The sequence below is a fragment of the Burkholderia sp. USMB20 genome, assembly GCF_000949135.2.
Lineage (GTDB): Bacteria > Pseudomonadota > Gammaproteobacteria > Burkholderiales > Burkholderiaceae > Burkholderia.
Genome location: NZ_JTAN02000002.1, coordinates 224,992 through 248,907 on the forward strand (window position 1 = coordinate 224,992; position 23,916 = coordinate 248,907).

General features: G+C 67.1%; 20 protein-coding genes and 4 pseudogenes. 17 read left to right on the top strand and 7 right to left on the bottom strand.

Annotation, left to right across the window (positions count from 1 at the left end; genetic code table 11):
• The first annotated feature begins 616 nt into the window (after positions 1-616).
• Complete coding sequence (locus PL79_RS03720) at positions 617-2,467, top strand: S10 family serine carboxypeptidase-like protein (protein ID WP_044848323.1); 1,851 nt, start codon at positions 617-619, stop codon at positions 2,465-2,467.
• Positions 2,468-2,518: 51 nt separating this feature from the next.
• On the top strand, positions 2,519-2,947 hold the full coding sequence (locus tag PL79_RS03725) for a hypothetical protein (protein WP_044848324.1): 429 nt from the start codon (positions 2,519-2,521) through the stop codon (positions 2,945-2,947).
• 188 nt (positions 2,948-3,135) lie between these two features.
• Here the strand turns inward: PL79_RS03725 and PL79_RS03730 are convergent, their stop codons facing one another.
• Positions 3,136-4,140, bottom strand: a complete 1,005-nt coding sequence (locus PL79_RS03730) for a helix-turn-helix domain-containing protein (protein WP_044848325.1) — start codon at positions 4,138-4,140, stop codon at positions 3,136-3,138.
• Positions 4,141-4,396: 256 nt separating this feature from the next.
• Between PL79_RS03730 and PL79_RS03735 the strand changes: the two genes are divergently transcribed.
• The 3 genes and pseudogenes from PL79_RS03735 to PL79_RS03745 all read left to right on the top strand — a co-directional run.
• Positions 4,397-5,644, top strand: a complete 1,248-nt coding sequence (locus tag PL79_RS03735) for a D-arabinono-1,4-lactone oxidase (RefSeq protein WP_044848326.1) — start codon at positions 4,397-4,399, stop codon at positions 5,642-5,644.
• 33 nt (positions 5,645-5,677) lie between these two features.
• Positions 5,678-6,457: an SDR family NAD(P)-dependent oxidoreductase gene (locus PL79_RS03740; protein WP_044848327.1), complete on the top strand. Its 780-nt coding sequence runs from the start codon at positions 5,678-5,680 to the stop codon at positions 6,455-6,457.
• Positions 6,458-6,777: 320 nt separating this feature from the next.
• A pseudogene (locus PL79_RS03745) lies at positions 6,778-7,452 on the top strand (serine hydroxymethyltransferase); the annotation flags it as partial.
• On the opposite strand, the pseudogene PL79_RS36450 reads toward PL79_RS03745, so the two are convergent.
• Positions 7,453-7,743, bottom strand: a pseudogene (locus PL79_RS36450) (T6SS effector phospholipase Tle3 domain-containing protein); the annotation flags it as partial.
• On the opposite strand from PL79_RS36450, the gene PL79_RS36015 reads away from it, so the two are divergent.
• From PL79_RS36015 to PL79_RS03790, 9 genes and pseudogenes are all read left to right on the top strand, one after another.
• A complete protein-coding gene (locus PL79_RS36015) occupies positions 7,718-7,906 on the top strand; it encodes a hypothetical protein (protein WP_193759805.1) in 189 nt (62 codons plus the stop codon). The pseudogene PL79_RS36450 and the gene PL79_RS36015 overlap by 26 nt on opposite strands.
• A 532-nt stretch (positions 7,907-8,438) precedes the next feature.
• Positions 8,439-8,792 (top strand): DUF4148 domain-containing protein, encoded by a 354-nt coding sequence (locus PL79_RS03755; protein WP_044849011.1) that lies wholly within the window; start codon positions 8,439-8,441, stop codon positions 8,790-8,792.
• Positions 8,793-8,875: 83 nt separating this feature from the next.
• Positions 8,876-9,667 (top strand): alpha/beta fold hydrolase, encoded by a 792-nt coding sequence (locus PL79_RS03760; RefSeq protein WP_044849026.1) that lies wholly within the window; start codon positions 8,876-8,878, stop codon positions 9,665-9,667.
• A 74-nt stretch (positions 9,668-9,741) separates the two neighbouring features.
• Positions 9,742-9,951 (top strand): annotated as a pseudogene (locus PL79_RS03765) (amidase); the annotation flags it as partial.
• A 428-nt stretch (positions 9,952-10,379) separates the two neighbouring features.
• Positions 10,380-10,850 carry a rhodanese-like domain-containing protein gene (locus tag PL79_RS03770; protein WP_044849009.1) on the top strand — a complete coding sequence of 157 codons (471 nt, stop codon included), beginning with the start codon at positions 10,380-10,382 and terminating at the stop codon, positions 10,848-10,850.
• A 28-nt stretch (positions 10,851-10,878) separates the two neighbouring features.
• Positions 10,879-11,838, top strand: coding sequence for a serine O-acetyltransferase EpsC (epsC, locus tag PL79_RS03775; protein WP_044849008.1), 960 nt, complete (start codon positions 10,879-10,881; stop codon positions 11,836-11,838).
• Positions 11,835-12,056 (top strand): helix-turn-helix domain-containing protein, encoded by a 222-nt coding sequence (locus tag PL79_RS03780; RefSeq protein ID WP_044849007.1) that lies wholly within the window; start codon positions 11,835-11,837, stop codon positions 12,054-12,056. The genes epsC and PL79_RS03780 overlap by 4 nt, the downstream gene beginning before the upstream one ends.
• A 135-nt stretch (positions 12,057-12,191) precedes the next feature.
• Positions 12,192-13,124 (top strand): family 2A encapsulin nanocompartment shell protein, encoded by a 933-nt coding sequence (locus PL79_RS03785; protein WP_034205507.1) that lies wholly within the window; start codon positions 12,192-12,194, stop codon positions 13,122-13,124.
• Positions 13,099-15,109: pseudogene (locus PL79_RS03790) on the top strand (family 2A encapsulin nanocompartment cargo protein cysteine desulfurase). The gene PL79_RS03785 and the pseudogene PL79_RS03790 overlap by 26 nt, the downstream one beginning before the upstream one ends.
• A gap of 93 nt (positions 15,110-15,202) precedes the next feature.
• Here the strand turns inward: PL79_RS03790 and PL79_RS03795 are convergent.
• Positions 15,203-15,817 (bottom strand): LysE family translocator, encoded by a 615-nt coding sequence (locus PL79_RS03795; protein ID WP_044847315.1) that lies wholly within the window; start codon positions 15,815-15,817, stop codon positions 15,203-15,205.
• A gap of 259 nt (positions 15,818-16,076) precedes the next feature.
• Between PL79_RS03795 and PL79_RS03800 the strand changes: the two genes are divergently transcribed.
• On the top strand, positions 16,077-17,228 hold the full coding sequence (locus PL79_RS03800) for a porin (RefSeq protein WP_044847314.1): 1,152 nt from the start codon (positions 16,077-16,079) through the stop codon (positions 17,226-17,228).
• A 109-nt stretch (positions 17,229-17,337) separates the two neighbouring features.
• Here the strand turns inward: PL79_RS03800 and groL are convergent, their stop codons facing one another.
• The 3 genes from groL to PL79_RS03815 form a co-directional block, all read right to left on the bottom strand.
• Positions 17,338-18,978, bottom strand: coding sequence for a chaperonin GroEL (groL, locus tag PL79_RS03805; protein ID WP_044847313.1), 1,641 nt, complete (start codon positions 18,976-18,978; stop codon positions 17,338-17,340).
• A 13-nt stretch (positions 18,979-18,991) separates the two neighbouring features.
• Positions 18,992-19,282, bottom strand: a complete 291-nt coding sequence (locus PL79_RS03810) for a co-chaperone GroES (RefSeq protein ID WP_011356207.1) — start codon at positions 19,280-19,282, stop codon at positions 18,992-18,994.
• A gap of 210 nt (positions 19,283-19,492) precedes the next feature.
• Positions 19,493-20,716, bottom strand: coding sequence for an alpha/beta fold hydrolase (locus PL79_RS03815; protein ID WP_235879193.1), 1,224 nt, complete (start codon positions 20,714-20,716; stop codon positions 19,493-19,495).
• A 482-nt stretch (positions 20,717-21,198) separates the two neighbouring features.
• On the opposite strand from PL79_RS03815, the gene PL79_RS03820 reads away from it, so the two are divergent.
• Both PL79_RS03820 and PL79_RS03825 read left to right on the top strand, forming a co-directional pair.
• On the top strand, positions 21,199-21,879 hold the full coding sequence (locus tag PL79_RS03820) for a class II aldolase/adducin family protein (RefSeq protein ID WP_044847311.1): 681 nt from the start codon (positions 21,199-21,201) through the stop codon (positions 21,877-21,879).
• Between the two features lie 120 nt (positions 21,880-21,999).
• On the top strand, positions 22,000-23,136 hold the full coding sequence (locus PL79_RS03825) for a sigma-54 interaction domain-containing protein (protein ID WP_044847310.1): 1,137 nt from the start codon (positions 22,000-22,002) through the stop codon (positions 23,134-23,136).
• On the opposite strand, the gene PL79_RS03830 is transcribed toward PL79_RS03825, so the two are convergent.
• On the bottom strand, positions 23,127-23,915 hold the full coding sequence (locus tag PL79_RS03830) for an ABC transporter permease (protein WP_044847309.1): 789 nt from the start codon (positions 23,913-23,915) through the stop codon (positions 23,127-23,129). The genes PL79_RS03825 and PL79_RS03830 overlap by 10 nt on opposite strands.
• Position 23,916 lies beyond the last annotated feature (1 nt).

Here is a 23,916-nt window from a genome sequence, read left to right on the forward strand (position 1 = left end):
CGTTCAGTGCATCCGATGGTTTAATTCCGATATCGGGTAAATAATTCCTCAGTGCATCGTGTAAACAGTCGGAATCGGTATTTTGTGGATGATATCGGGCTTTATTCAACGATTCGCTCTAATCGGATTCGAATAATTAAAATGAAAGAAAAATCCTGTCGATTTGAAGGGCTTTTGCGCTCGATTCCAATACTCGCCAAGCGCTACGGAATCTGCGCAAAACGAGCGGCATTTCAGGAAAAATGATTCACGCAATGTGTCCAGTTCGAACAATCGTTTTTCTTTCAAATACCAGACAATGACCTCCGTTCGCATCATAAGAGATTTTTTAATATCGGAATGATCTTTGACAACGCGGCGCAGCACCGCCTATTTTTGTCATGTCGTAAATATTGGTAATACGATAAGTCGTCGAAACTGCCAGGGGGCGGCGTTCCCGCATCATTCTCCGCCAGCAGTTTGCTGTGTCTGTATCAAGTTCAGTCTCTCGAAGAAGTCCATTCCCCAACCGCCGTCTGCCGACCGTGCAACGCGAGTGGCGGGTATGCCTGCGCGTTTTTCGCCGGCGATGGCGGCCTGTGTGAAGCGGTATCCGACCCAACACAAGGATCGAGGCATGAAACCAGACAGGAGCATTACCGGCAGCCGCCGCGCACGTCGCGGCCGGCTGGCCGGGCTAGGCGCATTGACCGTCGTGACCATGGTGCTCGCGGGCTGCGGCGGCGACGATTCGTCGTCGGTCGGCGCATCGAGCCTCGCGCAGGCCACCGCCAGCCAGCAGGCCGGCGCGCAACAGGCGGCCGGCAGCCAGACGCCGGCGGCGAACCAGCCTTACGTCGACCCCGTCGCCTATTCGATGAACGCGACCGACGGCCTCGCGGCCGCGCAGGTCTCGGAGAAGGCGGCGGTGATGCATTACCAGTGGCAATCCGGCGGCACGACGGTCAGCTACACGACGACCACCGGCCACCTGACCGCGCAGGACGCGAACGGCAACGCGGAAGCGTCGATGTCGTACGTCGCGTACACGGTGCCGAGCACGAACGGCAAGCCGCGCCCCGTCACGTTCGTCTACAACGGCGGCCCGGGCTCGTCGTCGATCTGGCTGCGGCTCGGCTCGTTCGCGCCGACGCGCGTCGCCACGCCCGATCCGCTGTTCGGCAGCAACTGGCCGAACTATCCGCTCGTCGACAACGCGGAAAGCCTGATCGACACGACCGACCTCGTGTTCATCGACCCGCCGGGCACCGGGCTGTCGGAAGCCGTGCTGCCGAACACCAACCAGAAGTACTGGGGTTCGGATGCGGACGTCAACATCATGCGCGACTTCATCCAGCGCTACCTGAACGTCAACAACCGCGGCACGTCGCCGATCTACCTGTACGGCGAATCGTACGGCACGCCGCGTACCGACATGCTCGCGCTGGCGCTCGAATCGGCCGGCGTGCACCTGACGGGGATCGTGCTGCAGTCGGCGATCCTGAACTACTTCGCCGATGCGGTGGAAGCGGTCGCGATCACGCAGTCGACCGAAGGGCTGCTGCTCGAGACCGATACCGTGGCCGGCTACCTGCCCGGCTATGCGGCGGTCGCGGCGTACTTCAACCAGGTGTCGCCGGCGCCGGTCAATCCCTATCTGTATGCGCTGCAGACCGAGTTGTTCACGACGCTGATCTACAACCAATTGCAGCAGTACTCGCAGTCGTGGGTGCTGAGCCAGCTCGGCATTCCGGACGCGCTCGGCACGCCGGTGTTCCCGAGCGATGCGACGCTGACGCTGTGGTCGTTGCCGTCGAGCCTCACGCAGCACGCGCTGCGCGACTACTTCAACGCGAATCCGTTCGGCACGAACCTGGTGCCCGGCACGACGATCGGCCGCTACGACGGACGCGTGTCGTTGCCGAACGCCGACCCGCGGCTGCAAACGGACGGCGATCCGTCGGACATCCTGATCTCGCAGCCGTTCGCCAACGCGCTCGCGACGCAGATGCCCGACTACCTCGGCTACACCGCGCCGAACGCGACCTACCTGCCGCTGAACGACAACATCATCCAGGTGTGGGACTTCTCGCATGACGGCCAGCCGATGCCCGACACGATCCCCGATCTGCTTGGCGCGCTGCAGCTCAATCCGAAGCTCCGGGTACTCGCGGAGAACGGCCTCCACGATCTGGCGACGCCGTTCTTCAACACCGAGAAGCAACTCGCGCGGCTGCAGACGGTGAAGGGGCTGAACCCGAAGCTGCAGGTGAACTTCTTCCAGGGCGGACACATGACGTATCTGGATGACGTGGCCCGTCCGCAGATGAAGCGCGACCTGAAGCTCTTCTATCAGGGCCGGCGGATTCCGACCGCGCTGACGCTGCACACGCTGCCGCCGCCGTGGCCGGACGAGAATCCGGCCGGCACGCCGACCGGCGCCGCGCCGGGCGCGACCACCGCGACGACGCTGGCAGCGGCACCGTAAACCGTAAACGACGGACTCCTTGCGAAAAGGAACCCTCTATTCATCCATTGAATGCGAGTGATCATGTCCCTAATCAACTTGATGCGGCGTATGTCCCCGTTGATCGTCCTCGGTGCCGTGATGAGCAGCGCCCACGCATTGCCGCCGCAGGCGGTGGCGCCGGTGAAGCTGCCGCGCGGCGGGCACGGCGTCGACGGCCCGTTCTTTCCTTCGACCCGCGTGGCGCCGGTATTGCCGTCGACCGGCGCGACGCTGCAGCAGCAGGCGCAGAAGCGCGTCGATGCCCGGCTCGGCGGCAACACGGTGCTGAGCAACGGCGCGGCGGTGACGAAAGCGCAGGCGCAGAGCGGCGGGCTCGGGTTCGTCGCGAAGCACTTCGACGAGATCGATGCGAAACACACCGGTCGCGTGACGATGAGCGACGTGCGGCAGTTCATCCAGCAGCGGCAGGTGCAGGCGCAGCAGGAACAGCAGGAGTGACGGTGTAGCGAGGTCGCGCGCGGGAGGGCGGCCGGTGTCGGCCGGTGCCGATGGGGGCCGGCCGCTCGACCGCGGCGGCGGCCTGCTTTCAACCTGCCGCGGCGCACGTTAGGCCGCGGCTTTCTTCATCGAAGTTCGGTTCACGCGCGGGCAACGCGAAGCCGCGTCATGCTTCACGCGATCGACGCTCAGCCTTCCCGGTGCGCGTAGCGCCTCGCCGTCGCCGACGGCAACTCGCCGAACATCGCGCGGTAGTCCTGCGCAAAACTGCTCAGGTGCCAGAAGCCCCACTTCGTCGCGGCCGACGTCACGGACCCGCCGAGCCGCAGCTCGCGGCGAACGTGATTCAGCCGGACCGCGCGCAGGTACGCGATCGGATTCAGGTTGAGCGTGTCGTTGAACGCGTACTGCGCGGTACGCCGGCTGATGCCGAGCTGCACGCACAGTTCGGCGATCGACAGCGGGCACGTCGACGCATCCTGCAGCCGCGCCTGCACCGCGTTGACGAGCGACCAGTACTTCGTCGGCCGCGTCGCGAGGGCGTTCGCATCCGGCGCGGGCATCGTCATTGCTTCTGAAATCGCATACAGCACGGTCCGTTCGAGCAGTTCGATCCGCGCCTGCGTCGTCACGTCCTCGATCGGCGCGCTCTTCGCGGCCGCGGCCATCGTGTGGCGCAGCAGGTCGCGCAGGCGGTCCGCGACCTGGGGCGTCATCGGGATCAGCGGCGCGAAGGTGCGCGCGCGCAGCGACGCGGCGAGCGTGCGCATCGCTTCCGTCGACAGCTTGTCGGGCTCGATCTCGATGTTCACGAGCACGTGCCGGTCGGGCGAATAGAACTCGAACACCGGCTGGCTGGAGAACACATGGAGGCTGTCGCGCCCGCTCTTCTCGCCGCACATGCGCGCATGGCCTTCGAGTTCCAGCGGCACGGCCACCGCGATGCGGTCCGACGGCACCGCGCCCTGCTGCAGGATCACCTTGTCGAGGTCTTCGACCAGGAGCCGGATGCCGCCGAGCGACACGATGGACGACGAACCATGAAACCGGCCGCCCGAGATCTGCGTGTAGTTGAGATGCCAGCCGTCGAAGATCCGCGCCTGTTCCTCCACGTCGGTGAACGCGCAGAACGCCACCGCGCGTGCGAACGGCGGGGCGCCGGAAAAATCGCTCGGATCGGCGGACGGCGTCATCGGAGTCGGGAAGGGGCGGGCCGGATCGACGCATTGTAGCCGTTGCGCGCGCCGGTCAAAAACCCCGGCGGCCCGATTCCCGGAGAAAACCCTCGCTTGCCGAAATCCGATAGTGAAAAGCCGGCCGGCGCAATACCTTTGGTACGAACGGAACACAACGCATCGCGCCGGCGCCGGGAGCATCCCGCTTCGTTGCCGGACGAACCGAACACGGCTGCCGGCGCGGGTCCGGCGGCACTTTTCTGGAGAGACGTCGATGGAGCTTCCACGTGGCGGGTTCTGGCGGAACTGGGTCGGCAATCAGTCGTGCGTCGCCGCGCACATGGCGTCGCCGACCAGCGAGGCGGAAATCGCCGAGCTGGTGCAGGCCGCGACGCGCCAGGGCAAGAACGTCCGATGCTCGGGATCGGGACATTCGTTCACGCCGATCGTCGCGACGAGCGGCCTGCTGCTGTCGCTGAAGGACTACCAGGGCATCGTCGCGGTCGACGAGCGACGCAAGCGCGTCACGGTGAAGGCCGGCACGCGGATCAATGCGGTGACGCGTCATCTGAAGGACATCGGCTTCTCGCTCGTCAACCAGGGCGACATCGATTCCCAGGCGATTGCCGGTGCGCTCGCAACCGGCACGCATGGCACGGGGACGACGCTGGGCAACCTGTCGTCGCAGGTGGTCGGGATGCGGATCGTTCGCCCCGACGGCTCGATCATGGAAGTGAGCGACCAGCAGGACCTCGATCTGCTGCACGCGACCCAGGTGAACCTCGGCCTGTTCGGCGTGGTGTCGGAGCTGACGCTGCAGGTGACCGACGCGTTCTGGCTGCACGACCGCGTGTGGCGCGAGGACTTCGAGGCGCTGATGGAACAGTACGACGACCTCGCGGCGAAGCATCGCCATTTCGGGTTCTTCTGGTGCCCGACGTCCGAAAGCCGGCACCTGTACTGCCTGCCCGATACCACGAAGGTGTCGAATTCGAAGAAGGACTACGACGTGTGCGAGATCAAGGTGATGGACATCACCGACAAGCGCACGTTCTACGAAGGCGAGCACGAGAAGATCGCGTACAGCTCCGAGGTCTACGCGATTCATTACGTCGCGAACTTCCACGAGCTCGAATACGCGGTGCCCGCCGAACACGGCAAGGAGGCGCTGCGCCGCGTGCGCGAGCTGATCCTCACGAAGCATCGCGACTGCATCTTCCCGGTCGAGTACCGCTTCACGAAGGGCGATCCGGCGTGGATCAGCCCGTTCAATCATCAGGATAGCGTGACGATTTCGTGCTCGGGCGGTCCGAACGGCGTCGACTACTGGCCGTTCCTGAAGGACGTCGACGACATCCTGCGCGACTACGGCTCGCGTCCGCACTGGGGCAAGCTGCACTTCACGAACCGCGACGACGTGGACCGCTGGTTCCCGAAGGCCGAGGCGTTCCGCGAACTGCGCCGCAGCGTGGATCCTGAAGGCCATTTCCTCAACGATCATCTTCGGACGCTGTTCAGCTGAGCGGTCCGAACGAACCAGACTGGAGAACGACTCATGAATGTCAAGATCGACGGGCGCCTGGCGGGCAAGGTCGCGATCGTGAGCGGCGGCGCGGGCGGATGCGGTGCCGCCGCGTCGGAACTGTTCGCCGCGCAAGGGGCGAAGGTGGCGATCATCGACCGCGACGGCGACGCGGCCGACACGCTCGCGGCGCGGCTGCGCGATGCCGGCTTGCAGGCGATCGGCCTCGGCGCCGACGTGTCGAAGCAGTCCGACGTGCGGAACGCGGTCGACGCGGCCCGCAAGCAGTTCGGCAACGCGGACATCCTGTTCAATCACGCGGGCACGCTGATCGTCAAACCGTTCCTCGACATCGAGGAGTCGGAGTGGGACTGGCTGATGGGCGTGAACGTGAAGAGCATGTTCCTGATGACGCAGGCGGTGCTGCCGCAGATGCTGGAAAAAGGGCGCGGCAGCATCGTCTGCACGTCGTCGATCTCGGCTGTTTGCGCGACGCCAGGCGAAGTGCTGTATGACGCGACCAAGGGCGCATGCCACATGTTCGCGCGCGCGATCGCCGTCGAATACCGCGATCGCGGCATCCGCTGCAATGCGCTCGCGCCCGGGTTCATCCGCACCCCGCACGGGATGCGCGAACTGAGAGATCTGCAGGCGATGGGCGTGGACGCGACCGAAGCGGCTATCGCAGTGCAGCAAGGCCGGCTGTGCGAGCCGTCGGAAGTGGCGGCGGCCGCACTGTTCCTGGCGTCGGACGAATCGAGCTTCGTCAACGGCACCCATCTGTTCGTCGACAACTGTTTCTCCGCCGTTTAGGCCCCGATATTCGCAGGAAGCCGAAGGGCAGGCGCGAGCTCCCCAGGGACGGCAGGTTCTGTCGAAGGTTCCGCAGCGATGCGGACCTTCGATTTTTTTTGCCGGTTCGCCGCGCGATGTGTCCTAGCGGATTGTCGTAATCCTTCTATCTGAACGAATCTGCGTCTGCTGGAATGGCAATGCCGAATCACCGTTCAGCCGGCGTCGCGGGGCGGCATGGTTGTCGACGTCATCGAGCGCCGGTCCGGCGCTCGACTTCGCGGGTCCGGGCAAGTCCGGCCCACCAGGGTCAATCCATCACTCTCTTTTGATCAATCATCATGTTCAATCGCACTACCAGCACCGTCGCCAACGTCGATCCGGAACTCTGGACTGCCATTCAGGACGAGAACCGCCGCCAGGAAGACCACATCGAGCTGATCGCGTCGGAAAACTACACGAGCCCGGCCGTCATGGCCGCACAGGGTTCGCAGCTCACGAACAAGTACGCGGAAGGTTATCCCGGCAAGCGCTACTACGGCGGCTGTGAGTACGTCGACGTGGTCGAGCAGCTGGCTATCGACCGCGTGAAGCAGCTGTTCGGCGCGGAAGCCGCGAACGTGCAGCCGAACTCGGGTTCGCAGGCGAACCAGGGCGTGTTCTTCGCAATGCTCAAGCCGGGCGACACGATCATGGGGCTGAGCCTCGCGCACGGCGGCCACCTGACGCACGGCTCGCCGGTGAACATGTCGGGCAAGTGGTTCAACGTCGTCAGCTATGGCCTGAACGAACAGGAAGACATCGACTACGACGCGGCCGAGAAGCTGGCAAACGAACACAAGCCGAAGCTGATCGTCGCGGGCGCATCGGCATTCGCGCTGAAGATCGACTTCGAGCGTCTCGCGAAGATCGCGAAGTCGGTCGGCGCATACCTGATGGTCGACATGGCGCACTACGCCGGCCTGATCGCCGCGGGCGTGTACCCGAACCCGGTGCCGCACGCGGACTTCGTGACGTGAGAACGACGGATCGGGCTTGATGTAATTGTCTGCCAGCAAATCAGGGTTCAGGAACCCATCCGGCGTCACACTCTCCGTGTACTTCGCGGGCGTCAGCTGTCCGGCGTCGATACCGTGATACATCATCTGGTCGTCCAGACGCCCGAGCCTGCGGTTCAGGCCTTTGCACAGCCCTTCCTCCGACGCCTCGAACCATTCGCCCTCCGAGTTCACCCCATGCACGAAGATCACGATACCGGGCAAGGGCATCTGCTTGAGACAGATGAGCGGCGTGTTCTTCGCAAACATCGTCACGCCTTCGACGCGGCCGACGACGATCGGCGGCGGTGCCGGCCGAGATGCGGGCGCGTCCGGCGCAGCCGCCTCCGCGACGGGTTCGTCATTGCGCGTTTTCGCTTCCGATCGAGGATCGAAAATTGAATTGGTCATCCAGACTCCTCAACATGCGTGATGCGTTCCGCCACCATCGGACCGACACGGAGTGAAAAGATAAGTGTCCGAAGCAAGAGGGAAACGTGATCAGGCGGCGAGCATACTGAATCGGCGCGCGTGAAAGACGCGGTCGCCCGAAAACTCCGCGCGGAGGCCGTGATAACGGACACGGATTGTCAGAATGTGTTTCAGGCCCGAATCGGTCGCATGGCTTCGTTGTCGACGTAGAGCGTGGCCTTGCGCTCCGCTGTCGTCCGACAGGCGACCATCCGGCGAATCAGCCTCATGACGCAATTGCGCGCGAGATCGTGTCCGTACTTGGCAGCGCTCGAATCGCGATCGTCCGTATGTGCGTGGCGATACTGACGGATTTGTATCGCACTGTATCTATCGAGGCTCTGGAGACATCGGATTGCACTGAAGGCGAGTTTCGGAAACAAGCCGGATACGTGAGCGGGTTCTACTGTCGACATGCAGCAAACGTTCGGTGCCAAGCGTTCGCACCGGACGCCGAGTGATCGATACCCCATCTTCCCCCCAGGAGAAATCTCATGAAAGCCGCTCGAATCCTCGCAGTTGCCGTACTCGCTTCGATCCCCGTCTTGTCGTTCGCCGATGCCGGCCACGGCCTCACGCGCGCCGATGTGCGCGCCGACCTCGTCCGGCTCGAGCAGGCCGGCTACAACCCGGCCGGCAGCGACGCGCACTACCCGGACGATATCGCCGCCGCACAGAATGTCATCGCAGCGCAGCAGGTCGCGCGCTCCGACCAGAACGGCCCGTCGAAGTCGCAGGACGACAACGTGGCTGCCGCGTCGGCGCCGGCCGCCCGCTACGCCGCGGCCGACCAGCGCGCCGCACGGAACGCGCGCACGGACGCGGACGATCTGTACGCGCACTCGTGATCCGCGGCCGCGCCCGGGAGACGAGCGGCGCGGCCGCATCGGAAACACTTCAGATGCACAACACGATGAAAAGGAGCATGACGATGGTCGGTTTGACGAAACGGGTTCTGGTGTCCGCGGCGGTGCTCGGCGGGCTGTTCGGTGCGGTCTCGGCGCAGGCGGCACCCAAGGAAGACCTGAAGGGCACGAACGTCGTGCTGGTGCACGGCGCGTTCGCCGACGGGTCGAGCTGGAACCGCGTGATTCCGCTGCTCGAAGCGCGCGGCCTGCATGTCGTATCGGTGCAGAACCCGCTGAGCTCGCTCGCCGCCGACGCCGCCGCGACGAAGCGCGCGATCGACGAGCAGAAGGGGCCCGTCGTGCTGGTCGGCCATTCGTGGGCCGGTGTCGTGATCAGCGATGCGGGCAACGACGACAAGGTGAAGTCGCTCGTCTACGTCGCCGCGTTCGCGCCGGACAACGGCCAGTCGATCGCCGACGTCACGCAGGGGCTGCCGGCACCGTCGTGGGCCGGCGAGTTGCGCAACGATGCAGGCGGTTTCGCGACGCTGTCGGACAAGGCGATCGCACAGGATTTCGCGCCGGACCTGCCGCCCGCGCAGCAACGCGTCGTCGCGGCGACGCAGGGGCCGTGGTACGGTGGCTGCATTTCGGAGAAGGTCGCGCAGGCCGCGTGGCATGCGAAGCCGTCGTCGTTCGTCGTCGCGACGCAGGACCGGATGATCGATCCGAAGCTGCAGGAGGCGATGGCGAAGCGGATCGGCGCGACGGTCACGCGTGTGAACGGCAGCCACGTCGCGATGCTGAGCCAGCCGAAAGCCGTGGCCGACGCGATCATCGCGGCCGCGGAACGTGCGAAGCAGGATGCGCAGTGAGTGAAGGCGGCGGCGCGGCGTGCGTGACGCGCGGCGCCGTCGGTGATTGTGAAGTCCCTTGACGAGGAGAATTCATGACGCAGCAACTCTGGCAACTGTCGGCGACCGAAATCGCGAAGCGCGAGCAGCAACGTGAAGTGTCCGCGCGGGAAGTGGCGGATGCCGCGCTGGCCCGCCTCGAAGCGGTGAACCCGGCGATCAACGCGGTGGTCGAGCATCGTCCCGACGACGTGCGCCGGCAGGCCGACGAGGTGGATCGCGCGATTGCCCGCGGCGACGATCCGGACCGCTGATGCGGTGACGGGCGTGGTGCGTCGGCGATGCACCGCGCCGGCCGCTTGCCATTCGCCGATTCATCGAAGCGTGCGCCGTTCGACCCGGCGCACGATTCCATCGCGGATTCCATCACGACGTGCGGCACGCGTCGCATGCGGCATCGTTCCCGGCTTCGCCGCCGCCGATCCTTTCAAAAAACCTTCGATGCGCGACATCGAACGGCCATCGCTCCCCGTCCTCCGCACGCATCCGCCCCAATTGCGCGCGTCTGCTATTGCATTTCACGCGCTGCTGATTAGGAAATGAATTTTTATTGGTTCTGCTTCCCCGAGCGCGCTCGCATAGTGGGGCTGACGGCTATAGACAGCACGCAAGCTGCACCGGCCGCATTCCCGGCATGTTTGATCATACGAAACTGCGAGAACAAGGAAGCGTGATGACGTTTGCATTGGAAGAACGAACCGCCGCCCAGCAGGCGCTCGAAGACGCCCGCGCGGCGGCCGCAGCGGCGGGCACGCCGTACGCGGGCGGCGTGGCGCCGGAAGCCGCGTGGGCGCTCTTTTCCGCCGGCGACGCGTTGCTGGTCGACGTGCGCACCGCGGAAGAACGGAAATTCGTCGGCCACGTGCCGGAGTCGCTGCACGTGCCGTGGGCGACCGGCACGAGCCTGACGCGCAACCCGCGCTTCGTGCGCGAACTGGAAGCGAAGACCGGCAAGGACGCGGTCGTGCTGTTGCTCTGCCGCAGCGGCAACCGCTCCGCGCAGGCAGCCGAGGCCGCGGCCAAAGGCGGCTTCACGCAGGTATTCAACGTGCTCGAAGGGTTCGAGGGCGACCTCGACGAACAGCAGCATCGCGGCGGCAGCAACGGCTGGCGCCATCGCGGCCTGCCGTGGGCGCAGGACTGAGTCACGGCCGTTACGGGGAGAAGTCAGCATGGCCGCATTCGATATCGACGACATCGTTCAGTCGCTCCAGACCGTGCGCCGCGCGTGGCGCGAGAAGCAGCGCCGCTCGCTCGAACCGGGCGGGCGCGACCTGCCGGCGCGCGAGGCGCTCGCACAGATCATCGGCGCGCTCAAGGGCGTGCTGTTCCCGATGCGGCTCGGGCCGCCCGACCTGCGGCAGGAGAGCGAGAACTTCTATGTGGCCCACGCGCTCGACGCGGCGCTGAACGCGCTGCTTGCGCAGGTGACGCTCGAGCTGCGCTACGCGGCGCGGCAACGCAACGCCGACGCGCAGATCGACGAAGCGGCCGCCACGGCCGTGCAGGCCTTCGCGGCACGCCTGCCCGACATCCGCCGGCTGCTCGACAGCGACGTGCTGGCCGCGTTCCACGGCGATCCGGCGGCGGGCAGCGTCGACGAAGTGCTGCTGTGCTATCCCGGCATTCTCGCGATGATCCACCACCGGCTCGCGCACGAGCTGTACCGGCTCGGGCTGCCGCTGCTCGCGCGGATCATCGCCGAGCAGGCGCATGCGGAAACCGGCATCGACATTCACCCGGGCGCGCGGATCGGCGGCGGCTTCTTCATCGACCACGGCACGGGTGTCGTGATCGGCGAGACCGCGATCATCGGCGAGCGCGTGCGCGTGTACCAGGCCGTCACGCTCGGCGCGAAGCGCTTCCCGCGCGATGCGGCCGGTCATCTGGAGAAGGGGCTCGCGCGCCACCCGATCGTCGAGGACGACGTGGTGATCTATGCGGGCGCAACGATCCTCGGCCGCGTGACGATCGGCCGCGGCGCGGTGATCGGCGGCAACGTGTGGCTCACGCAGGACGTGCCGGCGGGCGCGAACATCACGCAGGCCGTGCTGCGCAGCGAGGCGAATGCCGCGCCGCGCGCGCGGAGCGAGCCGGCCGAGCCGGTGCCCGACGCACAGGTGACGACATGAGCGACCTGATCCAGCACTTCGGCGCCAACGTGCGCAAGCTGCGCGAGGCACGCACGTGGTCGCAGGAGCAGCTCGCCGAACACGCGGGGCTGAACCGTTCGTACGTCGGCGAGATCGAGCGCGGCGAGGCGATCGCCTCGATCGTCACCGCCGACAAGATCGCGCGCGCGTTCGACGTGTCGATCTCGACGCTGTTGCCCGGCGTGTCCGTCGCCTGACGCATTCCGCTTCCTTTCCCGTTCGGTGGTGCCGCGTGACGGCTATAGCATGTTGAGCCGGCAGGTGCGTGCTTCCGATAATCACCCAGCGTCATAAGCAATCCCGTTTTTCATCTTAAGAACCCGGAGCCACACATGTCGACCGTTGCAAGCGGCACGGCCGCGCTGAGCGATCACGCCGCCCGCCAACTAGCGAACGCTACCAAGACCGTCCCGCAGCTTTCCACGATTACGCCGCGCTGGCTGACCCATCTGCTGCAGTGGGTGCCGGTCGAGGCCGGCATCTATCGCCTGAACCAGGTGAAGAACCCGGAAGCCGTGCGCGCCGCGTGCACGCAGCTCGAGGACGAAAGCGTGCTGCCGCAGACCTTCGTGCCGTACGAGGAACAGCCGCGCGAGTATTTCCTGAACGCGGTGAGCACGGTGCTCGACGTGCATACGCGGATCTCCGATCTCTATAGCAGTCCTCACGACCAGATCAAGGAACAGCTGCGCCTGACGATCGAGACGATCAAGGAACTGCAGGAAAGCCAGCTGATCAACAACCCGGACTACGGGCTGCTCGCGAACGTGACCGACGAACAGCGGATTTTCCCGCTGACGGGCGCGCCGACGCCGGACGACCTCGACGAACTGCTGACCAAGGTATGGAAGGAACCGGCGTTCTTCCTCACGCACCCGCTCGCGATCGCCGCGTTCGGCCGCGAATGCACGCGGCGCGGCGTGCCGCCGCCGACGGTCAGCCTGTTCGGCTCGCAGTTCCTCACGTGGCGCGGCATTCCGCTGATTCCGTCGGACAAGGTGCCGGTCGCGGACGGCAAGACCAAGATCCTGCTGCTGCGCGTCGGCGACAAGCGCCAGGGCGTGGTCGGCCTGTATCAGCCGGGCGTCGCGGGCGAGCAGGGGCCGGGCCTGTCGGTGCGCTTCATGGGGATCAACAACCAGGCGATCGCGTCGTACCTGATCTCGCTGTACTGCTCGCTCGCGGTCCATTCGCCGGATGCGCTGGCTGTCCTCGATGACGTCGAAATCGCCAAGTACCATGACTATCCCGACACCTACCGTTAATCCCGGCTCGGCCGGCAGCGACGCGCTCGCGTTGCCGCACGCGCCGCTGCCGGCCGGCCTGCCCGACCCGGCGGCCGGCTCGCGCGGCTCGCGTCCGGAGTCTTCGCGACGCCGCCCGGGCAGGCCACCGCGCCCGGGCTGTCGGCGGGCAGCGGGGCGGTCGCGGCGTGCCGTCGGCGCTGCCGGCTGCCGCGCCGATCCTCGCGTCGGTGAGCAATCCGGCGCCGGGGCGCTCGCCGCTCGCGGGGCCGGCGGCACGGGCACCGGGTGCCGGGCCTCCGCGCTGCCGCAAGGCAAGGCGCCGGCACGAACCTCGCGGCCGTCCGCCGACACACGTGCTGTCGCTCGGCAATCGCGTGCCCGCGCTCGCGCCGCACGCGGCCGCGCAGAACGGGCTGCCCGACAACGCGGTGTCGATCGCGCCCGCGTTCGAGCCGCGCATCGGCGGCGCGGCGCTCGGCGTGCCGCAGGCGCAGGCGGCGGTGTCGGAGGGCGCGGTGCAGGCAGCGCCGGCCGCGTCGCCGTTTTACTTCACCGACGGCTCGCGGCAGGGCTGGCAGGCGACGCCGCAGGACATCGTCGTGCCGTCGAACGGCCTCGCGTCGCCGGAAGCGTTCGGGCTGCCGGGCGACGATGCGCTGCGCGAACTGCTCGCCGTGCAGCGCGACGTGCCGGTGTCGCGCGCATCGGGCGGCGAGGTGCCGCGTTACTTCATCGACGATACGCGCGCGGCCGAGCCGCAAGGTCAGTTGTATCGCGGCGCACACCCGCCGTTCGACGTGAACGCGATTCGCCGCGATTTCCCGATCCTGCAGGAGCGCGTGAACGGCAAGCAGCTCGTCTGGTTCGACAACGCGGCGACGACGCACAAGCCGCAGGCCGTGATCGACCGACTCGCGTATTTCTATGCGCACGAGAACTCGAACATCCACCGCGCGGCGCATGCATTGGCCGGCCGTGCGACGGATGCGTACGAGCATGCGCGGGAAACGGTGCAGCGCTTCATCGGAGCGTCGTCGCCGGACGAGATCGTGTTCGTGCGCGGCACCACCGAGGCGATCAACCTGATCGCGAAGTCGTGGGGCGTGCAGAACGTCGGCGAAGGCGACGAGATCATCGTGTCGAACCTCGAGCATCACGCGAACATCGTGCCGTGGCAGCAGCTTGCCGCACTCAAAGGCGCGAAGCTGCGCGTGATTCCGGTCGACGATTCGGGGCAGGTGCTGCTCGACGAATACCGGAAGCTGCTCAACGACCGCACCAGGATCGTGTCCGTCACGCAGGTGTCGAACGCGCTCGGCACGGTCGTGCCGGTGAAGGAGATCGTCGAACTCGCGCATCGCGCGGGCGCGAAGGCGCTGGTCGACGGTGCGCAGTCGATCTCGCACATGCGCGTCGACGTGCAGGCGCTCGATGCGGACTTCTTCGTGTTCTCCGGGCACAAGATCTACGGGCCGACCGGGATCGGCGTCGTGTACGGCAAGCGCGCGATCCTCGACGACATGCCGCCCTGGCAGGGCGGCGGCAACATGATCGCGGACGTGACGTTCGAGCGCACGGTGTTCCAGCCGCCGCCGAACCGCTTCGAGGCCGGCACCGGCAACATCGCGGATGCGGTGGGGCTCGGCGCGGCGCTCGACTACGTGAGCCGCGTCGGCATCGAGAACATCGCGCGTTACGAGCACGACCTGCTCGCGTATGCGACGAGCGTGCTCGCGCCGGTGCCGGGCGTGCGGCTCGTCGGCACCGCGCGCGACAAGGCGAGCGTGCTGTCGTTCGTGCTGAAGGGCTATGAGACCGAGGAAGTCGGGCAGGCGCTGAACGAAGAGGGCATCGCGGTGCGCTCCGGGCATCACTGCGCGCAGCCGATCCTGCGGCGCTTCGGGCTCGAGGCGACGGTGCGGCCGTCGCTGGCGTTCTACAACACGTGCGATGAGGTCGATGCGCTCGTGAGCGTCGTGAGAAGGCTGGCGGCACGGCGCTGAGGCGCGCGGCATGCGGAAAGGCCGCTTGCGACTCCCGGCAACGGGGCGTCGCAAGCGGCCTTTTTTCGTGGCGATGCGGCAGCGCGACGGCGCTCAGCGCCCGGCCAGCATGCGCCCGCCGAGCCCCATCAGCAGCAGCCCGGCCGTCGTGTCGAGCACGGCCTTGCGCCGGATCAGCAGCCGGCGCACCGACGGATGCGATGCGAGCAGCGCCATCGCGCAGTACCACGCGCCCGAAATCCCGATCGACAGCACGACGACCGTGAGATCGAGCCACACCGGCGTATGCGCCGGCACCATCAACGCGAAGATGCTGCCGTAGAACGCGACGGATTTCGGGTTCGTCATGCTGACCACGTAGCCCTTCTTCGCGGCCTGCCAGCCGGAGGACGCGGGCGGCGCGGACACGGCGAGCGGCTTGCGTGCGCTCAGCACCATCTTCAGGCCGAGCCAGATCAGGTACGTGGCGCCTGCCAGTCGCAGCGCGGTGTGCACCCAGGCGACGTGGGTCACGAGCAGGCCGAGGCCGGCAATCGCGATCGCGGCCCAGGTGCCCGATGCGGCGGCGAGGCCGAGCCCGGTCATCACGCCGGCGCGGCGCTGCGCGAGCGCGGTGGACGTGACGATCACGAAGTTCGGGCCGGGGCTGGCCACGCTGAGCAGCAGGACGCCGGCGAGCGGCAGCAGGGTGTTGATGGTGGTCGACATGGCGCGGGCGGCGAAGCGGCGGAAGGAGCGTTCATCTTACCCCGGCGTGCCGTCGATGGCGCCGCGCGGTCGTTTCGGCACCGGCCGGCTAGCGTGCATCGCACGCCGCCGTCATTGTTGAGCGCGTTGGAAAGGTGCAATCCGGAATCGGCAATAGGTGTCGCGAATATGACCGATTATTCTCCCGAGCGCAGTACCGTCCGCCAGCCGCAAATGCTGTCGGAGTGCTTACAAAATCAATCGCTCAGGGAGGCCTTTCATGAACCGCATCGTCGTATCCGGTGGTGTCGGCGCGGTGTTCGCCGTAGCAGCGGCATCACCCGCCTTTGCGCAGAGTTCCGTCACGTTGTATGGCCTCGTCGATACGGCGATCCGCTATCAGACGAACGCCGGCCCCGACGGCCGGGACCTGGTCGGCATGACGGTCGGCCCGGAAACGCACAGCCGCTGGGGCTTGCGCGGCAGCGAGGATCTCGGCGGCGGCCTCGCGGCGATCTTTCGTCTCGAGAACGGCTTCGAGCTCGGCGACGGCAGGCTGCACGTCGCGAACACGCTGTTCAGCCGGCAGGCGTACGTCGGCCTGGCGAGCGACCGGTACGGCTCGCTGACCTTCGGCAACCAGTACGCGCCGCTGTACGACACGATGGGCGACGTGTTCGACCCGATGACCGTCGGCGACTACTGGCAGGACAGTTGGGCGTACAACGGCATCGGCAACTACCTGACGGTGGCGAACTCGGTGAAGTACAAGTTCTCGACCAACGGCTTCAGCGTCGATGCGATCTACGGGTTCGGCAATCATGCCGGTGCGATGGGTCTCGACAGCACGTACGGTGTCGAGCTGACCTACGCGCAAGGGCCCGCGTCGATCAACGCCGGCTTCCAGCAGACCTCGGTGTCGTCCGTGAACGGCAGCGCGGTCAACGGCGCGAAGGTGAACTTCCTGCACGTGAGCGGTGCGTACCAGGTCACGCCGTCCGTGCGCCTGCTGGCCGGCTGGCTGCACGGGCAGGACAAGACGGGCACGACCGACTTCAACATGCAGCAGGCCGGCGCGCCCACGCTCGGTGGCGGCAGCCCGAATCGTATCGACGATACGTTCTACGTCGGCGCGAACTGGCAGGCTACCGCGCCGCTGCTGATCACGGTGGCCGGCTATTACGGCCACGCGCGCAATGCGGAGCGGCTCGACGGCACGCTCGGCTCCGGAATCAACTACTCGGCGACCGTGCTGGCCGAATATGCGCTGTCGAAGCACACCGAGGTATACGGCACGGTCGATTTCGCGCGCGGCAACGGCGCGTTCGCGGCCGACTATCCGGGCGCCACCAACCGGCTCACCGGCAAGGTCGACCAGATCGGCAGGACCAACAACGTCGGGGCCGCGATCGGCCTGCGCCAGATGTTCTGACGACGGCGCGCGCGGCGTTCACGCATGAAAAAACGCGTGGCGACCGGTGCCGCCACGCGTCGTGGATCGAAGCGCGGTCGCCCGGTTCGGGCGGCCGCGCACAGCGATGTCAGAAATCGAACCCGGGCCCGCCCGCACCCGGGCCGCCCGGCACCGCGGCCGGCGCCGCATCCTTCGGCGCTTCGAACACGGTCGCGTCGGTCGTCAGCAGCAGCCCCGCGACCGATGCCGCGTTCTGCAGCGCGGTGCGCGTGACCTTGGTCGGATCGAGCACGCCCGACTCGACGAGGTCACCGTATTCGCCGGTCTGCGCGTTGTAGCCGAAGTTGCCCGTGCCTTCCGCGACCTTCGCGACGACCACGCTCGCTTCCTCGCCCGCGTTCGTGACGATCTGGCGCAGCGGTTCCTCGAGCGCGCGCAGCACGATCTTGACGCCCGCGTCCTGGTCGGCGTTCGCGCCCTTGAGTGCGCGGATCGCCTGCCGCACGCGGATCAGCGCGACGCCGCCGCCCGGCACGATGCCTTCCTCGACGGCCGCGCGCGTCGCGTGCAGCGCGTCGTCGACGCGGTCCTTTTTCTCCTTCACTTCGATCTCGGTCGCGCCGCCGACCTTGATCACCGCGACGCCGCCCGCGAGCTTCGCCACGCGTTCCTGCAGCTTTTCACGATCGTAGTCGGAGGTCGCTTCCTCGATCTGCACGCGGATCTGCTTCACGCGCGCCTCGATGTTCTTCGCGTCGCCCGCGCCGTCGATCACGGTCGTGTTTTCCTTGCCGACCTCGATGCGCTTGGCCTGGCCGAGTTCGGCGAGCGTCGCCTTCTCGAGCGTGAGGCCCGTTTCCTCGGCGACGACCTGGCCGCCGGTCAGGATCGCGATGTCTTCCAGCAGCGCCTTGCGGCGATCGCCGAAGCCCGGCGCCTTGACCGCGACCGTCTTCAGGATGCCGCGGATGTTGTTCACGACCAGCGTCGCGAGCGCTTCGCCTTCGACGTCTTCCGCGATGATCAGCAGCGGCCGGCCCGACTTCGCGACCTGCTCCAGCACCGGCAGCAGGTCGCGGATGTTCGAGATCTTCTTGTCGTGCAGCAGGATGTACGGGTTCTCGATCTCGGCGATCTGCTTGTCGGCGTTGTTGATGAAGTACGGCGACAGGTAGCCGCGGTCGAACTGCAGCCCTTCGACGACGTCGAGCTCGTCGGCGAGCGACTTGCCGTCCTCGACGGTGATCACGCCTTCCTTGCCGACGCGGTCGATCGCCTCGGCGATGCGCTGGCCGATCGATTCCTCGCCGTTCGCGGAGATCGTCGCGACCTGCGCGATTTCCTTGCTGGTGGTGGTCGGCTTGCTGATCTTCTTCAGCTCGTCGACGGCCGCTGCCACCGCCTTGTCGATGCCGCGCTTCAGGTCGAGCGGATTGAGCCCTGCCGCGACGTATTTCTGGCCTTCACGCACGATCGCCTGCGCGAGCACGGTGGCCGTCGTCGTGCCGTCGCCGGCGGCGTCGCTGGTGCGCGACGCGACTTCCTTCACGAGCTGCGCACCGATGTTCTGCAGCTTGTCCGCGAGTTCGATTTCCTTCGCGACCGACACGCCGTCCTTGGTGACGACGGGTGCGCCGAAGCTGCGTTCGAGCACGACGTTGCGGCCCTTCGGCCCGAGCGTGACCTTCACCGCGTTCGCGAGAATGTTGACGCCTTCGGTCAGCTTCGCACGTGCGACGTCGCTGAAAATGATTTCCTTCGCTGCCATGATTTGCTCTCCGTTATTGATTGACGACCGCGACGATGTCTTCCTCGCGCAGCACGAGGAATTCATTGCCGTCCACCTTGACCGCCTGGCCCGCGTACTTGCCGAACAGCACGCGTTCGCCGACCTGCAGGTCGGGCACGATGCGCTGGCCGTCCGCGTCCTTGCGGCCGGGGCCGACGGCGATCACTTCGCCCTGGTCGGGCTTTTCCGCGGCGCTGTCGGGGATCACGATGCCCGAGGCGGTGGTGGTTTCCTGGTCGAGTCGTTTCACGATGACCCGGTCGTGCAAGGGGCGTAGGCTCATCTGTCCGTCCTGTTCTGTTGTGTCGAAATTGGCTGGCACTCTTTAGCAGAGAGTGCTGACGAGTATAAAAACGCGTGGCGGCGCGATCCAATAACGGATTCCGAAATGCATTTGCGTGCAGGCGCTATGGACGCGCCTGCCGCGACGATGCAGCCCATGCGTCGATTCCGGGAAAGCATTCGCGCCGTCATGCAAAGCACGTGCTGCCGGCTATTGCGCGTCGGCCTGCTGCGCGGCCGGCGTGCAAACCGGGCGGATCGTCGCGCCGGCGAGCACGCGCTTCACGAACGGAATCGAGTCGGCAAGCGATGCGTTGACGGTGCCGTTGTGTTCGCGGCCCGCATACAGGTGCGCCTCGACCGTCGTGCCCGCCGCGCACGCATCCTTCGCTAGCGCGAGCTCGAGCGGTGCGAGCCCGTCGTCCGCGCCCGCGCCGATGAAGACGGGCGTGGCGATCTTCAGCGTCGGATATTTCAGGTATTCGTCCCACCACGCCTTCAGACGCGCATCGCCGCCCGGCTTCACGGCGTTCGCGTGGGTGAGGTGCGCGAGCGCCGCATCGTCCTCGAGCGACGCCAGGCAACCGATGCGCGCCTGTTCGAGGATCGGCAGCGCGGTGTCGGTCAGCACTTCGTCCGCGCGCAGCGACGGGTCGATCTGCTGCGCGGACAGCACCGAGTAGAACTGATACGCGAGCGTAGGATCGACGCGCTCGGGATCGCGCCGGTATGCGGTTTCGAACTTCGGGAGCGACGCGAGCGTGGCGCGCGACGCGTTGTAGATCGTCCCGGTCGCGACGGTCGCGCGGATCGCGAGTTCCGGTGCATAGACGGGTGCGTAGCCGGCCGCCGCGAATACGGCCGAGCCGCCCTGCGACTGGCCGACGAGCACGACTTCGTTCGCGAGGCCCGGCACGCCGCCCAGCACCGCGCGCACGCTGTCGAGCAGCGTGTAGCTGTTCGAGCGGTTGTTGAGCTGCGGATTCGGGCCGGGCGTGCCGAGCCCCTGATAGTCGGTCGCGACGACCGCGAAGCCTTGTTGAAGCCATGCGTTCAGGTAGCGCACGTCGCGATACGAGCGGCCGAACCACGACGGCGCGCAAATGTCGGCCATCCCGAATGTGCCGTGTGCCCACGCGACGATCGGCCAGCCGCCGGCTGGCGGCGTACCGCGCGGCACGAACAGCGCGCCCGATACGGCGATCGGCGCGCGGCCGCCGACGCCGTCGGTCGACGCATACAGGATGCGCAGTTGCCGTCCGGCGCTCGCGAGCCCGAGCGTCGCGGGCAGTGCTTCGGTGCGCAGCAGCACGCCGGGCGTCGCCGGAACGTCGCGGTCCCACGTGTAGAACGCGGATACGCGACCGTCGCCCTGCAACGGATCGGGCGCGGGAACGCGGCCGGGCGAAGCCGCATGCGAAACGAGGGACGGCACGGCGAGCGCCGAAACCAGCAGCGTGCGCGCAGCGAAGCCGCGCAGGGGAGAGCGTCATGGTCGGATGGAGGTCGGTGAGATCGGATCGGACGCGCCGGGCAGTGCCCGGCGCGGGCCGACCACGACGCAAGTTTTGAACCAGCGCGGCGCAGCGCGAGTGCAGCGCCAGTGCAGCGCGGGCGCGGCACGCGCGGCGTGCGGCACGACGGGGAAACGCCCGCGCGCGGCGTGCGGCGCGCGCAGGCGCCGGCTGCGTCTCGCGCAGCAATCCGGGCTCGCCGGTTGTTGCTCCCGCAACAGATGCCGACACACGTATCGCGCCGCGCGGTTCGTCCACGGCGCGCACACCGCCCGCCCGCGCGGTGGCGCACGCATGCGACGCTCGCGTGCCCTGCTGGCACGATTGCTGCTGATCCGGTTGCCGTGCGTCGCGGCGTTGCGACGCGAGCCCATCCGTCCACCCGATCAAGGAAACCGTACTCATGTCCGTCACCCAAGCCATCGACAGCGGCGAACTCGTGGCATTCGTCGAGCGCGCCGCGCGCGAATTCGCGCAGGCCGCGCGCGTGCTGAAGGAAACGCGCACGCTGTCCGCCACCAACACGTTCCAGGCGTTCCAACGCGTGCCGGGCACGGAACTCGTCGTCGCGCTGTCGGCGCCGAGCCCGTGGGCTGCGTCTCAGGAGATCCAGCCGGTCGTCGTGACGCTCGACGGCGACGTGCTGCACGGCGATGCGCGCGCGGGCGCCAACGGGCCGCGTTATGCGGGCGTATTCCGCGAGGTACCGGAAGTCGACGTCGTGATTCACGTGCACGGCCCGTACCTCGGCGCGTGGGCGAGCGCGCATCGTCCGCTGCCGATCCGCTATGCGCCGGCCGCGCGCTACACGAGGGCCCGCGAGATTCCGGTCTACGTCGATCGCCGTCCCGGCGAACCGCGCTTCATCGTCGACACGATCCGGCGCGACCCCGAAGTCCCGGCGATCATCGAGGCGAACGGCGGCGCGACGTTCTGGGGCAAGTCGATTCTCGACGTGTCGAAGTACATCCTGATCCTCGAGGAAGCCGCGTATTTCCAGGCGCTCGCGGAACCGCTCGGCGGCTCGCTCGAATTCGGCCCGGGCGCGCTCGAGCAGCAATGGAAGATGACTGGCCTCGCGTGACGCCGCGCCGGGGGCGGCGCAATCCGGCCGCCGTCATACCGATAGCTCGATGAATTGGTTCCTGGCCGGCGCGCGCCTTGCTATCGTCGAACCTCTCCCGTTCAACACGCCGGTCGTGCCATGGCCATCTTCAGCTTGCCGGACCCGACTTCGCATGCGATCACGATCCGTGCGAAGGCACTGACGTTCGACGATCCCAAATCGCGGGTGCTGCTCGAACGCATCCAGCTCGTCGCGCCGAGCGATGCGACGGTGCTCGTCACCGGCGAGAGCGGCACCGGCAAGGAGCTGATCGCGCGCCTCGTGCACGCGTTGAGCGAGCGCCGCGACGGCCCGTTCGTCGCGATCAACTGCGGCGCGTTCTCGGAGACGCTGATCGAGAGCGAGCTGTTCGGTCACGAGCGCGGCGCGTTTACCGGCGCGATCAATAGCCAGCCAGGCTGGTTCGAATCGGCGAATCGCGGCACGCTTTTTCTCGATGAAGTGGGCGACCTGCCGCTGTCCGCGCAGGTCAAGCTGCTGCGCGTGCTGCAGGAGCGCGAGGTGACGCCGGTCGGCTCGCGCAAGACTGTGAAGATCGACGTGCGGCTCGTCGCGGCCACCAACGTGAATCTCGAAGCCGCGGTGCGCGCCGGCAATTTCCGCGAGGACCTGTACTACCGGCTCAACGTCGTGAAGCTGAGCCTGCTGCCGCTACGCGAGCGGCCCGGCGACATCGCGCCGCTGATCGAACACTTCATCGACACCTATGCGAAGCGGCTGCGCGTGGCCGCGCCGACGCTGACGGACGCCGCGCGCGCACGGCTGCACGCGCACGCGTGGCCCGGCAACATCCGCGAACTCGAGAACGTGATCCATCATGCGGTGCTGATCTGCGCGGGCGGCGCGATCGACGTCGGCGACCTGCAGTTCTCCGCGCTGTCGCTTGCGCCGGATCCGGCCGACGCGCACGGCGCAACAGCCGCGCCGCCGCGCCGCGCACGCGATGTGGCGGAAGCGACCGAGGCGCTGCGCCACGCGGTGGTCGAACTGCTCGATCTCGGCACGCCGGCGCTGTGGCAGCACATCGAGGACACCGTCTACCGCAGCGTGTTCGACTACAGCGAGCACAACCAGCTGCGCATGTCGCGCCTGCTCGATCAATCGCGCAACATCGTGCGCGCACGGCTCGCGCAGCTCGGCATCCTGAAGCCGCGCGATGCAGGTGGAGCGGGCGACGCAGGCGACGCCGACGCGCGGCTGCGCCGTCAGGCGTGATCGCGCCAGCGCAGCGCGCGCTGCGCGATCCGCTCGCATAGCGCACTCATGCCGACGGCCAGCGCCGTCACGCCCAGCACGCACACCAGCAGCACGTCGGCGCGCGCACCGGCCTGCGCGTTCTGCATCAGGCTGCCGACGCCGGCCCCCGTGTTGAACAGCAGCTCGCTGCTGGTCGCGGTGATCCACGCGAACGGCACGGCCTGGAGCACGCCCGCGAACAGGTCGGGCAATGCGCCCGGAATCAGCACGTCGCGCCACAAGCCGATCCGGCTCAGGCGATACGACCGCGCGAGTTCGACGTAGCGCGGATCGACGCGGCGCAGCCCGTCGAAGCTGGCGGTGGTCATCGGGTAGAACGCGGCGAGCGCGATGATGAACACCTTCGCGAATTCGCCGGTGCCGGCCCACAGGCTCAGCAGCGGAATCAGTCCGAGCAGCGGCACGTAGCGCAGTGCCTGGAAGGCCGGCTCGGCGAGCTTGCGCGCGAGTGGAGAACGCGCCATCGACGCACCGAACACGAGCCCGAGCGCGACGCCGACTCCGAGCCCGAGCGTCGTGCGGCGCAGGCTCGCGCCGAGATCGGTCGCGAGTTCACCGCTGCGTGCGAGTTCGACCAGCGCGGCGCCGACCTGCTGCAACGGCACGAACGCGTATTGATGAGCCGCGTCGCCGGACGACGCGTATTGCCATGCGGCAACCAGCAGGGCCGGCACGACGAAGCCGCGCGCGCGGCGGCGCAGCGGGGAGAACGAGAAAGCGCGGGTAGCGAAGGTCATG